Source organism: Robertmurraya siralis (assembly GCF_005502275.1).
Classification (GTDB): domain Bacteria; phylum Bacillota; class Bacilli; order Bacillales; family Cytobacillaceae; genus Robertmurraya; species Robertmurraya siralis.
The window spans coordinates 48,001-62,073 of the sequence record NZ_SWLZ01000001.1 but is presented as its reverse complement, the minus strand read 5'-3'; the positions used below and the strand labels follow the sequence as shown (position 1 = coordinate 62,073).

General features: G+C 37.4%; 14 protein-coding genes. 6 read left to right on the top strand and 8 right to left on the bottom strand.

Features of this window, described 5'->3' with window-relative positions; genetic code table 11:
• Window positions 1-161: 161 nt before the first annotated feature.
• Together fabI and FCJ93_RS00275 are read right to left on the bottom strand one after the other, a co-directional pair.
• The gene (gene fabI, locus FCJ93_RS00280) at window positions 162-932 is read right to left on the bottom strand and encodes an enoyl-ACP reductase FabI (RefSeq protein WP_095310096.1); all 771 of its coding nucleotides are present in this window, start codon (window positions 930-932) and stop codon (window positions 162-164) included.
• A gap of 119 nt (window positions 933-1,051) precedes the next feature.
• Complete coding sequence (locus tag FCJ93_RS00275) at window positions 1,052-2,908, bottom strand: monovalent cation:proton antiporter family protein (protein ID WP_137742700.1); 1,857 nt, start codon at window positions 2,906-2,908, stop codon at window positions 1,052-1,054.
• A 277-nt stretch (window positions 2,909-3,185) separates the two neighbouring features.
• On the opposite strand from FCJ93_RS00275, the gene prpE reads away from it, so the two are divergent.
• The gene (gene prpE, locus FCJ93_RS00270; RefSeq protein ID WP_095310092.1) at window positions 3,186-3,926 is read left to right on the top strand and encodes a bis(5'-nucleosyl)-tetraphosphatase PrpE; all 741 of its coding nucleotides are present in this window, start codon (window positions 3,186-3,188) and stop codon (window positions 3,924-3,926) included.
• On the opposite strand, the gene FCJ93_RS00265 is transcribed toward prpE, so the two are convergent.
• The 4 genes from FCJ93_RS00265 to FCJ93_RS00250 all read right to left on the bottom strand — a co-directional run bounded on the left by FCJ93_RS00265 (window position 3,923) and on the right by FCJ93_RS00250 (window position 6,833).
• Window positions 3,923-4,807 (bottom strand): RluA family pseudouridine synthase, encoded by an 885-nt coding sequence (locus FCJ93_RS00265; protein WP_137742699.1) that lies wholly within the window; start codon window positions 4,805-4,807, stop codon window positions 3,923-3,925. The genes prpE and FCJ93_RS00265 overlap by 4 nt on opposite strands.
• Window positions 4,808-4,860: 53 nt before the next feature.
• A complete protein-coding gene (locus FCJ93_RS00260) occupies window positions 4,861-5,655 on the bottom strand; it encodes an NAD kinase (RefSeq protein ID WP_095310088.1) in 795 nt (264 codons plus the stop codon).
• 81 nt (window positions 5,656-5,736) lie between these two features.
• Window positions 5,737-6,375, bottom strand: coding sequence for a GTP pyrophosphokinase (locus FCJ93_RS00255; RefSeq protein WP_095310086.1), 639 nt, complete (start codon window positions 6,373-6,375; stop codon window positions 5,737-5,739).
• Window positions 6,376-6,464: 89 nt separating this feature from the next.
• Complete coding sequence (locus tag FCJ93_RS00250) at window positions 6,465-6,833, bottom strand: UPF0738 family protein (protein WP_095310084.1); 369 nt, start codon at window positions 6,831-6,833, stop codon at window positions 6,465-6,467.
• 123 nt (window positions 6,834-6,956) lie between these two features.
• Between FCJ93_RS00250 and FCJ93_RS00245 the strand changes: the two genes are divergently transcribed.
• The 5 genes from FCJ93_RS00245 (at window position 6,957) to FCJ93_RS24720 (ending at window position 10,730) form a co-directional block, all read left to right on the top strand.
• The gene (locus FCJ93_RS00245) at window positions 6,957-7,550 is read left to right on the top strand and encodes a CYTH domain-containing protein (protein ID WP_095310082.1); all 594 of its coding nucleotides are present in this window, start codon (window positions 6,957-6,959) and stop codon (window positions 7,548-7,550) included.
• Window positions 7,551-7,564: 14 nt separating this feature from the next.
• Window positions 7,565-8,185, top strand: coding sequence for a lytic transglycosylase domain-containing protein (locus tag FCJ93_RS00240; protein WP_095310145.1), 621 nt, complete (start codon window positions 7,565-7,567; stop codon window positions 8,183-8,185).
• 767 nt (window positions 8,186-8,952) lie between these two features.
• Window positions 8,953-9,357 carry a globin domain-containing protein gene (locus FCJ93_RS00235; protein WP_095310080.1) on the top strand — a complete coding sequence of 135 codons (405 nt, stop codon included), beginning with the start codon at window positions 8,953-8,955 and terminating at the stop codon, window positions 9,355-9,357.
• Window positions 9,354-10,226 carry a ClpXP adapter SpxH family protein gene (locus FCJ93_RS00230; protein WP_095310078.1) on the top strand — a complete coding sequence of 291 codons (873 nt, stop codon included), beginning with the start codon at window positions 9,354-9,356 and terminating at the stop codon, window positions 10,224-10,226. Before FCJ93_RS00235 ends, FCJ93_RS00230 begins: the two co-directional genes overlap by 4 nt.
• 330 nt (window positions 10,227-10,556) lie before the next feature.
• Window positions 10,557-10,730, top strand: coding sequence for a hypothetical protein (locus FCJ93_RS24720; protein ID WP_170211177.1), 174 nt, complete (start codon window positions 10,557-10,559; stop codon window positions 10,728-10,730).
• 152 nt (window positions 10,731-10,882) lie between these two features.
• On the opposite strand, the gene pepF is transcribed toward FCJ93_RS24720, so the two are convergent.
• Both pepF and FCJ93_RS00220 read right to left on the bottom strand, forming a co-directional pair.
• Entirely contained in the window at window positions 10,883-12,700 is a 1,818-nt protein-coding gene (gene pepF / locus FCJ93_RS00225; RefSeq protein ID WP_137742698.1) for an oligoendopeptidase F, read from the bottom strand.
• A gap of 106 nt (window positions 12,701-12,806) precedes the next feature.
• Window positions 12,807-14,006 (bottom strand): competence protein CoiA, encoded by a 1,200-nt coding sequence (locus FCJ93_RS00220; protein WP_095310074.1) that lies wholly within the window; start codon window positions 14,004-14,006, stop codon window positions 12,807-12,809.
• Between the last annotated feature and the right edge of the window lie 67 nt (window positions 14,007-14,073).

The following is a 14,073-nucleotide window of genomic DNA, read 5'->3' as shown; positions in this document are numbered from 1 at the left end:
GACACACCCTCGTGTTTTCGGTCAAATAGGAGCAGCATGAAACAATATTGTTGATAAAGTAAGCCAATCGATATATAACAAAGACAAAAAAGAAAGACTGTAAACAAATCGAGTTTGTTTACAGTCAGAATTCGCCCTAATTGGCGAGCGCTCAATACTTTTTATAATATATGATAACCTGAATCTACATGAAGATTTTCTCCAGTCATACCACGGGACAAATTGCTAAAGAGGAATAAAGCCGCATCTCCAACCTCTTCAGGTGTTGTCGTTCTTCTTAATGGAGAACGTTCTTCAATTTCTTTTAAAATTGAATTGAAATCACTGACTCCTTTTGCTGAAAGAGTACGGATAGGACCTGCTGAAATCGAATTTACCCGAATGCCTTGTGGTCCAAGATCATTCGCTAAATATTTTACACTTGCATCCAGGGATGCTTTTGCTACACCCATCACATTGTAATTTTGCACAACCCGTTCTCCGCCTAAATAAGTCAGAGTAACAATGCTTCCACCTTCTGTCATGTATTCCCTTGCTGCTTTCGAAACAGCAGTTAAAGAATAGGAACTGACATTATGCGCTAACAAGAAGCCATCACGAGTGGTGTTCATATATTCCCCCTGCAGTTCTTCCTTATTGGCAAAAGCAATACAATGCGCGATTCCATGGATCGTCCCAACCTCCGAATGAATTGTTGCAAAACATTTTGCAATATCTTCATCAACAGTGACATCACAAGGTAAAATGAGAGAATGATTTCCCTCTAATGTCGCAACTAGTTCTCTTACACTTTTCTCAAGTCTTTCTCCTACATATGTAAAGATCAATCGCGCCCCAGCAGCGTGCAATGAACGAGCGATTCCCCAAGCAATACTGCGTTTATTTGCTACACCCATCACTACTATATTCTTTCCTTCTAACGAAAGAGACATTTTAGTTACCTCCTGTTTCATTAATACAAGTTATTAGAACCTGATACTAATTCTAACTGATTTCTTCGAAAAAGAAAAGCAGCAATACAATTTCTAGTACTGCTGCACCAATTTTAATATCATTGACAAAATTCTAATTCTCGTTTTAATTCGTCAACATATTCCTTTGTTCCTGTCACAATTAAACGGTCATTCACTTGCAATTCTGTATCTCCATGTGGAACGAGCGAATCCTTGCCCCGGAAAATCCGCACGAAAATGATGTCGCCGGTAAACGGGAATCTTCTTACAGTCATGCCATCAAATTGATCATTTAGTAAGCGGATCTCGTAAAGGGATGTTTCTTGATTTGTTAAAATATTCATCACCCTCGGTGATTCAATTAAAGCTCGAAGCAGTGCTTTTGAAGAGTTAAAGACTGAATATACTTCAACCCCTTTTTCTCTTAGCCCTTCTTCTAAATCAGGACTTTCAATCCGGACAATCACCCGTTCGATCCCTTTTTCTTTCACTGCAATAGCAAGAGTTGCATTGATTTCATCACTCCCTGTTGAAACAACAACAATATCAGCAGAAAAGACTTCTGTACTTTCTAATGCTGATATAGAGAAATCGGTAATTCCCTTTACCTCAAACAATGAGTTGGCTATTTGAGCGTCTGATTTTTCCTGTTTCGTATGGTAAATGACAGTCTCATATAAAGACGACTTTAATTCTCTTGAAATCGGAAGTGTCAATTGATTCGCTCCCACAAAAGCTATTTTCAGCTTTTTCTCTGAAACAGTTTCTTTCGGAAGGAGATTTTTAAAGATAATCGGGGTGATGACACATGAAATAACAGCAACCAATATCAACGTTCCGCTTAATTCTGACGTAATCACACCCATTCTTTCTCCTATCGTTGCTGCAGCAATGACAAGAGACAATGTCGATGTCAATAAAAAGCCGGCAGCTAAAACTGTCTTTGTGTCATACCATATTTTTAATACGGCGACTGGGAGCAATTTTGAAATTAGCAATGCAAGCAATAGAAGCGGGATCAGCATAAGCATTTTCGGATCGCCAAATAGCTGCCATATATCCAAGTCAACCCCAACCATGACGAAGAAAATAGGAATGAGAAAACCATATCCGAATGAGTCGAGCTTATGCACTAACTCCTGATTTGGAGAAAGAAGCGATACTAAAACCCCAGCCAAAAAAGCCCCTAAAATATTTTCAGCCCCAACTGTTTCTGAAATGGCAACAAGCAAAATAATTAAAGTGAAGACAGCTCTTGTCCCAATTTGTATCGTTCCAGTGGACATTCCTTCAAGCAGTTTATTATTCTTAAACCTTTTCCCCACAAAGAATAACAATAAGCCAGCACCGAATAATACAAGCAATAACCATGTGTTCCCTTGTCCGCCATCATATAAAGAAACAAAGACAGCTAGAAGAACCATCGTGACTAAATCAGCAATTACAGCGATTAAGAGAATAATCTGCCCTATTCCTGTTTTCATCAAACGCGCTTCCTTAAGAGTAGGAACGACCACTCCCAAGGAAATGGTAGAAATGATCAAGGTCATCAGAAAAGCATTTTCAATCATTCCGGCAAGAACAAATAAATAAGAAAGCCCGTATGAGACTATAAAAATGCTTAGGAAAATAACTGAAGCAACAAAGAAACCATTAGGCTCGTCCTTTCCATTCGGAAGCCGTTCTTTTTTCTTCTTCCTGGAAAAAGCTGAGAAATCAATCTCCAACCCACTTAAAAACATTAAAAATATAAAACCAAGGGTGGATAGTGTTTCAAGCCACATATCGTCTTGAACAAGATTAAATCCACTTTTTCCAATTACTAACCCCATTAATATTTCGGCGACAACTACCGGTATAAATGCCAGTCTTAACCGGTGCAAAAACAACGGTGTTAAAAATGCTACGATAATTACTATTACTAATGATGCTACGGACGCACCATGCTCTTCCATTTTCACTCCCCCTAATACGAATAAAATATGAGCCCTCTTCATCTCCACTTCACCAGTTATTGTGAACGTTCAAACATTCAGTTGATACATGTATAAATGGTACTAAAGCTCTGACTTATGTTGCAACTATTTAGACAGTATAAAATAAAATCAGGTATTTCAGTGAAAGAGCAGCACATTATTTAAAGACAAATGATGTGCTTGTAAAATGATTCATGTGTACATTAATTATGATTATACTAATTAGTATCGATATTTTATTAAAGGGAGTCAGCACATGCAGATTGATATTATTGGAGATATTCATGGCTGTTTTCAAGAATTTAAAAACTTAACGCTGGAACTTGGTTATCAATGGTCAAATGGATTTCCGCTTCACCAGGCTGGAAGGAAGCTTGCTTTTGTAGGAGATTTAACAGATCGGGGCCCACAATCTTTAAAAGTGATTGAAGCTGTGTGGGAGCTTGTCATGAAAGAGAAGAGTGCCTTTTATACTCCGGGTAACCATTGCAATAAACTCTATCGCTATTTTCTGGGCAATAAAGTTCAAGTTACACATGGATTAGAAACAACCGTTGCGGAATATAAAGCGTTAGAGCAAAAAGAACAACAGAAAATTCGCGCAATGTTTATGCAGTTATATGAGGAAAATCCACTTTATCAAGTATTGGATAATGGTAAGCTGGTTATTGCACATGCGGGAATTCGCGCCGATTACATTGGCAAGCAGCATTCAAAAGTGAAGACTTTTGTGTTATACGGGGACATTACTGGTGAAAAATATCCAGACGGCTCTCCAGTTCGACGTGATTGGGCAAAGCTCTATCAAGGTGATGCAGCAATCGTTTATGGCCATACTCCAGTATCGAAGCCACGTGTCATAAATAATACGTACAATATTGATACTGGAGCTGTATTTGGTGGAAAATTGACCGCCCTAAGATATCCAGAGATGACATTCGTTTCTGTTTCTTCCTCAATGCCGTTTATTGCGGAAAAATTTAAGGAATTCAGCTAAACTAGCCCCTGCATATCTTTCGGAAGTGAAGTTTGAAAGAGTAAAGATTTTTGAGTTATTGGATGGATAAAAGCAAGACTTCGGCAATGCAAGGCCTGTCGGGTTATGGCTGCAACAGGGCCACCGTAAAGGTCATCGCCAAGCAATGGATGACCAATATGAGATAGATGAACTCTAATTTGATGAGTTCGACCTGTTTCTAACATCAGCCTTACATGGGCAAAACCCTCCATCTGCTGTAGGACCTCATAATGGGTGCAAGCATACTGCCCTTCTTTCTGTACTGTTCTCGCAATAATGCTCCCTTTTTTTCGCCCGATTGGCTCTTCAATCGTTCCCTTTTTATGCAAAAATACACCTGCTGCTAAGGCCTCATATGTTCTTTTGATGAGCCCTTGCCTTTGCTGCGTACTTAATAAATGATGGATATGGCGATGCTTCGCCACCAAAACAAGACCGGATGTATCCCGATCTAGTCTCGTCACAATATGAACCGTTGCGTCATGATTCTTTTTTTCGTAATAGCCGATAATTCCGTTTGCAAGGCTTCCTGATGGATGCTCTCTTGAAGGAATAGTAGCTATTCCTGCTTCTTTGTTTAAAATAAGAACATAGTCATCTTCATAGAGAATATCCAACAGAAGTTCTTCCCCCTTAAGAGAATCGCTTCGATTTTCAAGAGGAAACTCAACCACTAAAAGATCACCGGTTTGCAGCGGTCTGCGGACGGTTACCTCATGATTGTTTACACAAATGCGACCGCCTGCAAATTTAATATCTGTTAAGGCTGATTTGGATATAGATTGTTCTTTTAAAAAATCTCTTACAAGTTTTCCTTGGTTATCGATGTCAATTTCCCATTGAAGTTGAAACCTAGACACTGTCATTACTCCTATCCCATCAGGCAAACGCTATATCCAGCAATAGCATTTCCTTATTCTGAAATAAATGAGTCGCGCACTCTTTTCCAAAACGGAAACGGTCTGAATCTCGCAAAGCGAATTTTCTCGTCGGCAACTCGGAATTGAATCGATTTTACATCTTTATGGAGCAATGTTAAATGATCCACTGTTATCTGAAAATCCGCTCCGTTAACAGGCTTTAACATGCATGTATGGTGAGCAGGCAAAACAAGTGGAGACCCGACAGTACGAAAAACCCGATTATTAATCGAAGCCATTTCCGCAAGCTGTATGGCTTGAATTGATGGGTGTAAAATCGCGCCTCCCAACGCTTTATTGTAGGCAGTACTTCCCGATGGAGTGGACAAGCAAAGACCATCTCCGCGAAAACGTTCAAAATGCTGTCCTCGTATTTCTACATCCATCACTAACGTTGCATCGACACTTTTTACTGTCGATTCATTCAATGCTAAATAACGATTTTCTTTCCCACCATGCGAATATCGAATAATTACTTCAAGCAAAGGATATTCCACCACTTGAAATGGTGTTTTCGCAATGGCAATGACCAGTTTTTCGATTTCATCTGGAAGCCAATCGGCATAAAATCCTAGATGGCCGGTATGAACTCCAACAAATGCGGTCTTATGCAAACGACTTTTATAGCGATGAAAGGCATATAGCAAAGTCCCATCCCCACCGACAGAAATAACGATGTCAGGATTATCCTCGTCATAAACAAGCTTGAAATCAAGTAAATAGGATCTCATTTTGTGCATCAATGTATTTGATTTTGAATCCCCTTTTGAGGTAATGGCAAAGTTCATAATTACTGGCTCCTCTTTCTGTAGGCTTATTCTTAAGAGCGTTCACAACAAGCTTTCGTCAATTATTTTGTTCAATTGCTTTCATCGTTTCCCATCCTGCTTCAGTTCTTTCTTTCTAGTAAAGAAAGCTTGTGCTTCCTGAATTTCTCCACGAATTAGGGACATTTCTTCATCCAATCGAAAAGCAGCCTCAGCTGCTCTTTGTAACCGGAGAAGAATGTCATCTGGAAATTGACCTTTATACTTATAATTTAAAGAATGTTCGATTGTCGCCCAAAAATTCATGGCTAGTGTTCTAATTTGAATTTCAACAAGAATCTTCTTTTCGCCTGAAATCATTTGAACTGGATAACGAATGACAACATGATAAGAACGATAACCGCTTGCTTTTTTATGAGAAATATAATTTCGCTCCTCTACAATTTCAAAATCATTTCGTTTCCGCAGCAGTTCAACAACCAACTCAATATCATCAACAAACTGACACATCATTCTTAACCCGGCTATATCCTGCATTTCCGTATCCAATTTATCTAATGGGATTCCCTTCTGGTTCGCCTTATCAAGAATACTGGCAATGGGCTTTACTCTTCCTGTTACAAATTCAATTGGTGAATGATTTGAATTTAAGTCGAATTGTCCCCGCATACCCTTTAATTTAATTTTTAATTCGTCAACCGCTTGCTTATAAGGTGCTAAAAACTGATCCCAATGCTTCACTGTACGTCTCACCTCATCCGATATTTTCTTTCTCCGGAGTGATGGATTGGTCACTCCTTTCTCTAATTGACGGATGGAAGAATAGAAACTTAAAAAAGCGCTTCTACCTTCGTGACCATTGTTTCACCATAATTGCCATTCCCTTTAATATTTTCAATAAGATATTCCAATTCATCAACAAAAGATGGCAGCTCACATTGACCGGCATCATTTTTCAAAAAGACCGGCAATCCCTCTGCCAAACTATCTTTTAATAAATTCCATAGCTCTTCTTTCATCACTAAATATGTATATTGCTCATTTTTTTCAAGCAAATAGATGAAGGAAACATCATCGGAATCGACGAGCATTTGACCTAAAGGCTTGAAATCCGCAATCTTAATTTCTTTTTCAACAATTAAATGAAGCTCTTTTTCTTTTGTAATGGTTGCACTGACCACATTCATTTTTTCTCTCATATTTTCAACTCCTATACAATCATATTCTATCACAAACGAACATTTATCACATAATCGATCAGTTCCAAAGCAACGAGGAAAAGTGGTATTCTTAACATAACCCCGATTAGAAAGGTGAAGTTAATGTCACAAAATATAGAAATTGAATTTAAAAATCTTTTAACAGAAACAGAATTTATCCGTTTAAGAAACTTCTTTCACATAGACGAATCCATGTTTACAAGCCAAGATAACCATTATTTTGATACTCAGCAATTTTTATTAAAAGAAAAAGGCTGCGCACTTAGAGTTCGCTTTAAAAATGACAAATACGAGTTAACGTTAAAAGAACCCCATTCAGAAGGTTTGCTGGAAACCAATCAAGCCCTCAATGTAAAGGAAGCGGAGGAAATTTTGGATAGACATTATGTCATTGCCGGTCCAGTGCAGGAAAGATTACGTTCTTTAAATATCCCTCTCGAACAATTAACACTTTTTGGCACACTCACCACTAAGAGAGCGGAGACGAAATTTCAGAACGGTATCATTGTTTTAGATTATAGTACCTATTTAAATCAAAGCGATTATGAGTTAGAATATGAAGTAGATGATTATCAATTGGGCAAGGAAAACTTTGAAAAACTACTGAAGCAGCTAGAAATTCCTCAAAGACCTACTGATAATAAGATTCGCCGCTTTTACCAAGCAAAGTATATCGATTACAACGGAAATCCTTGAGGTGAATGATTATGATGAACGTGGAACAGTTAAAGATTATGCTTCAGCTTCAAGCACTGCAAAACTTTAATAATTCGCCATCCTCTTCTGGAAATTCAATTTTCCAAGAAATGATGAATGATTTTTTTGCAAATAGCCAAGAAAAGTTATTGAATGATGAATCTACTAACAATAATGAAAACTCTTTTATACCATTGCCAATGACAGCTTCACTTCCGCCAATTCAGCTCACGAAGCTTGTGCAATCAACATCTGAAAAAACAAACTATGATGAGCTGATTGAAGAGGCCGCCAACAAATATAATCTTCCAGTTGAATTAATTAAATCAGTTATTAAACAGGAATCTAACTTTAATGCCAATGCAGTGAGTTCAGCCGGTGCGTCCGGTCTAATGCAATTAATGCCAGGAACAGCAAAACAACTTGGCGTTTCAAACATTTTTGATCCGAGGGAAAATATCCTGGGCGGCAGCAAATATTTACGGCAAATGCTTGATAAATACAATAACAATATTGAGCTCGCATTAGCAGCTTATAATGCCGGTCCTGGAAATGTTGATAAGTACGGCGGCATTCCCCCATTTAAAGAAACGCAAAACTACGTAAAGAGAATCACAAGTCAATTTTTAGCATAAAATAACGACCACCTGTTATCACTCGTAGTTTTAGGCTGCATGCAAATGCAGCCTTTTTTATTTAGGCTTTGTTTATCTGCCGTGATGATTTTGGCTCATTTCGTATAAAGCTAGAGCTTCACACGAAATGAGCCAAAAATCGCGTTATCAACGAAGTTGTTTATTTGAAAAAAATGGACAAGAAATCAATAAGAAATGCTTACGATTTCCACAACTGGAGCAGAAGGTGCTTACTCCCAGGGGATTGCTGTTACAATCAAAAGGCATGCTTTGCTGAATACTTTAGTGATTCAACCGAAAATTTGAAAGAATCGCTTTCCTTCCTCTTTCTGCCAACCGGCCTCCGCAGGATCTTTGGCTTTGGCTTTGGCATTAAGCGTAAAATCAACAATTTTATCGCTACTCACGCTACCTTTTTCTACAAACTTACCAGCCTTGATTTCAAGGCTATTTTTTTGAACCTTGATTTATCATAAATCCTTAAACGATTTCTTTCTCTTTCCATTATCGCTTTAAGCCAATTGTTTGAGATATGACAAACTCATTGATAAAATAAAGTAAGCTTGTAAAATGAATAGTGCAATTGACACCTATCTTTTCTCATTGCCTTATGTTATTGAACATTTGCTCTTAACAAACTGCAACTAGGAAAGTAGAATTATACAAAATTAATTTTGGCATTCCATGGCATTGATTGCTGTTTTCGGAAGTCGTCTTCATTCTATATTATCAGGCGTTTAAGCCAAAATTAAAAGGAGTTTTTCAATATGGAACATATGCCTACACCGTTCGAAGCAATTGGAGAAGAAAAATTAGCTCAACTCATTGATGCATTTTATCGCAGAGTGGAGCAGCATCCAGAATTGGCACCCATTTTTCCTGCTGATCTTTCTGAAACAGCACGAAAACAAAAACAATTTATGACACAATTTTTAGGTGGGCCACCTATATATACAGAGGAGCATGGGCATCCTATGCTGCGAGCAAGGCATATGCCATTTCAAATTACGGAATCAAGAGCAAAGGCTTGGTTAGCTTGTATGAAAGAAGCCATGGACGAAGTCGGACTTGATGGTATGATTCGTGAAGCGTTTTTCTCTAGACTTGTGTTAACTGCACAGCATATGATTAACAGCCCTGAAAAGGAAGACATGAAAGGTGAAGACTTGTGAACGAAAAAACTTTTACATCATCCAATTCTCATCATTGTCATGGCGCCGAAAAGAAACCAATTGAAATCTATATGTTCATTGACCCATTATGTCCTGAATGCTGGGCTCTTGAACCCATTCTAAAAAAATTACAAATTGAGTACGGACGTTATTTTTCAATAAAGCATGTCTTAAGCGGTCGCCTTGCCATGCTCAACTTAAATAAAAAACAGCATTATGAAAACATTGCAGAGCTTTGGGAAAAAACTGCCACAAGAACAGGAATGTCTTGCGATGGTTCATTATGGTTTGAGAATCCAATCTCCTCTCCCCATATCGTCTCGGTTGCCATTAAGGCAGCTGAGCTACAAGGAAGAAGAGCTGGAATTCGTTTCTTAAGAAAAGTGCAGGAGTGTCTTTTTTTAGAGAAACAAAATATTTCTGAGCTTGATGTACTGGAGGAATGCGCCGAGGAAGCAGGTTTAGATGTGGAGGAATTTATTTCCGATATTCATTCAGACAGTGCAGCAAAAGCTTTTCAATGTGATTTAAAAATCACCTCAGAAATGGAAGTACAAGAAATTCCCACCCTTGTTTTCTTTAACGAAAATATTGAAGAGGAAGGTATTAAGATCACGGGAGTATACCCTTATCAAGTATATGAACAAATATTGCTTGAAATGCTTCCATGTTCGCCAGAAAAATCGTATCCACCGCCAATTGAGGATTTCCTGAAATATTTCAAGCTAGTCGCATCAAAGGAAATTGCTGTCGTTTACAGCATGTCGATTCAAGAAGTGGAAAAGGAAATGAAAAAATTAAAACTTAAGCAATTAGTTGAGAAACTCCCAGCAAAATACGGTGTTTTTTGGCGGTATGTTTCAAAATAAAGAAAGATTATTTAAAGGAAAAGACCGTGTAAACTTAATGTTTACACGGTCTTTTCCTATATAAAACGAACAAAGGGGATGGGAGAAATTTTTCACGGTCAAACAAGGGGTATGTTTGCTTGTGATTAACTTCACGATATAAATATAACACGCATTCGCCTATTCAACAATAAGATTGTGTCTCATTTCACAATATTGTCAAAAACTAAGTATATATTTTCATTTTAACGAATATGTTTTAGTAAACGGGAGAATTCCACTCCCATTAAAGATACTCTTAGTACCCAAATTCTCGCTTAAAATCAATTACATATGTAGGGGAGTTTCACTGTGAAAAAAGTACAAGTTTCACTTATGCTTTTATTTATTCTAATTGCCTTCTTTTTTAATATTCTCGGACTTATGGATTTAGTCTCCATCTTTATTACTGCCCCAATCTTGTTTATTTCCTTATTAATTTTTATTATTTATTTAAATGAACGTAACCGTTTTCGGGGCTTTTAGTTAAAAATTTGTTCTGTATCACGTAATTCTCGTGTAGCTCAGAAACAAGCATCTCATTCATCGGTCTTCGCGCCTTTTACCGGCTCTAAGTTACATCAGAATTTTTTCATTCAAAAAGGAGATGGCTGCACTTCGGCCATCCCCTTTTCTTATTATCCCAATAAATTTTCCATTTCATTCAGCTTTTCTTCAAACACCTTCAAAGCTTCTTCAATCGGCTCTGAGCTTGTCATGTCAACTCCAGCCTTCTTTAAGACTTCAATCGGATAGTCTGAGCTTCCAGACTTCAAGAACTCAATATAGCGTTCGACGGCTGGTTGTCCCTCTTCTAATATTTGCTTGCTTAAAGCAGTTGCAGCACTAAAGCCTGTTGCATATTGATATACATAATAATTGTAATAAAAATGTGGAATTCTTGACCACTCTAAACCAATCTCCTCATCAATTACCATGTTTTCACTGCCGAAATACTTAACATTTAAATTATAGTATTCCTGTGTCAACAGCTCTGCTGTTAAAGGCTCATTATTTTGTGCTTTTTGATGAATTAAATGTTCAAATTCGGCAAACATCGTTTGACGGAAAACAGTACCTCTAAAGCCTTCTAAATAATGATTTAATAAATATAATCTCTTTTGCTCATCATCGATCGTTTTTAACAAATAGTCATTCAAAAGATTTTCATTACAAGTAGATGCTACCTCGGCAACAAAGATGGAGTAATCTCCGTATGGAAAAGGCTGTGTCTTGCGAGTATAATAGCTATGAACAGAATGACCAAACTCATGAGCTAGTGTAAAAAGATTATTTACATTATCCTGCCAATTCATTAGAATGTAAGGATTTGTCCCGTACGTACCAGATGAATAGGCGCCACTGCGCTTCCCTTTATTTTCATGGACATCGACCCATCGATTTTCAAAACCTTCTTTAAGAACATTTAAATAATCCTCACCAAGTGGCGCAAGCCCTTTTAAAATTAACTCCTGAGCTTCCTCATAAGGAATTTCCATTTTTACTTCTTTTACTAATGGGGTAAATAAGTCATACATATGAAGCTCTTCAAGGCCGAGCACCCTTTTTCTCAGCTTCACATACCGATGAAGAAGTGGAAGATACTTATTTACTGTGTTAACAAGGTTTTCATACACCGCTTCAGGGATATTATTCGCCGCTAAAGCAGCATGTCTTGCTGAATTATAGTTACGGATTTTCGCATTAAAATTATCCTTTTTTACCTGTCCACTCAATGTGCTTGAAAACGTATTTTTGAACTTCCCATATGTTCCGTATACAGCTTTAAAAGCATCCTCGCGAACACGGCGATCTGTACTTTCAAGAAAACGGATATAGCGTCCATGCGTGACTTCGACTTCTTCACCATTTTCATCCTTAATGCTTGGAAATTCTAAATCAGCATTATTAAGCATTCCAAATGTATTGCTGGAAGCATCCATTACTTCAGAAGCCTCAGCTAAAAGGCTTTCCTGTTCCGCAGACAATACATGAGGGCGCTGTAAATTAATTTCATCCAATGCGTGTTCGTACAGCTTAAGCTCCTCTTTTTCCTCTAAAAAAGCTTGTAGCTTACCTTCCTCAATTGAAAGAAGCTCCGGAACAATGTAAGCTAGTGCACTTGCAACCTGTGAATATAATGCCTTAATACGTCCATCTAATCCTTGATAAAATGAGTTTGTCGTATCTTGGTCGTAACGCATATGGGCATATGTATACAGTTTGCTGATTCGCTCCAAAATATGATCTTGCTTTTGCAATGCTTCATATAATGTATTCGCACTTTCAGCCAACTTTCCTTGGTAGGCAGCAATCCCTGGGATCAATTCGGAAACTTCCTGGAATTCTTTCTCCCATGCCTCATCTGTTGCAAAAATATCTTCTAGTCTCCACGTATCTTCAATTTTTATTTCACTTCGTGCTGGAAGCCTCTTAACAGCAGTTTCATTCGACATAGTTCATCCTCCATTCGACAATTATTTCGCAATTCGAAAAATATTTTTTCCTCTTTATTCTATCTCAAGAAGGGGATTTTAACAAATTATAACCGCTCTCCCCATGTTAGTTATACTTGTTTGCGTTCTTGCAAAACCCCCTGTGGAAAATAATATCCTCTTGTATCCATTCCTCCATATTGTTCGCCATTTTCATCGATTTATTGATAATAAAATGATGCTTTTTCACTTTCTGTAATACGTTATTAAGCGCAAGTTGTTCCAAGTACTCTTCAATTGCAAAGGGGAGTATATTTCGCTTGATACTTGGTAAACTTCTTCTTTTTATTCTTTCTTTCTGGATTTCATGTAATACTGTCGTGTATACGTCATGAAAATAAATATTTCTTCCCTGCTCATATCCGTGAAAGTGTTTAAGAAAAATGAAGGCTTGCCAAATAAATGAAGGCGTTTCAAGGGCACAACTGTACTTAAGGGGAATTCCAACAAACGGGGGGAGATAATAAGGGTTAATCGCACTGGAGTAGAACTCTGCAAAAAAATTAGTTGTTTCTTTTGAACGTTTTCCTAAGAGCTTCATTTTATAGCGATACCTCTCTCTCAACCAATCTTTTATTGGTGGTAAATTCGAAATATTCGGTTCGAGAAAATCGTCCATTCTTTTTTCCATTAGCTGTGTTATTGAAAAGTGACAGTAAGCATTTCTTATAGAGGGAGTTAATAAGTTATCAAGTTGAATATATTGATTGGTTTGTGGGCAAAAAGCTGGAAGATAAATTTGGTGAAGATTGTTTTCTTTTAAAAATAAATAGTGAAATGAAGTCAATGATACTTTATGGGAATGTTTACGCTGAATATTTTTACCACCCAAAATCCAAAGAGGCACAATCGCTAATTTTTGATAACCTTTTGTTCTTCTCCGAAACACTTCCTCAGAAATGGGTGCACATTGAAATTCAATACAATACTGACGCTGTCCATATGTAAAGGCCAAATCTGCCCTCTGTTTTATTTCTGGATAATAGCGTTCCATTTCAACTTCAAAACCTTGCGACTTAATCCATTCATGCAATTTTAATTTTCCTGATAAATGATAATCCGATTCCCGTTCATATTCTGACAAACATTTTGAATCTTTAAGATGGGAAAAGTGATAAATACGCTTCTCCCCTAGCCTTAAAATAAGCTCCTCTCCACATGTTTGGCAATAAAACACCTCTTTTCTCCTTAATGTTTCAAGATAGTTTTTATTCATTGTTTCTGCTAATGATACTACTTGACCAGAATGAAGCTTCGCTGTCAGCACGTAACTTTCCTCTCCTTTCCCCTATAATTTTCTCTTTTTATTCAAGAAATCCTTTTCCTAAAATTGT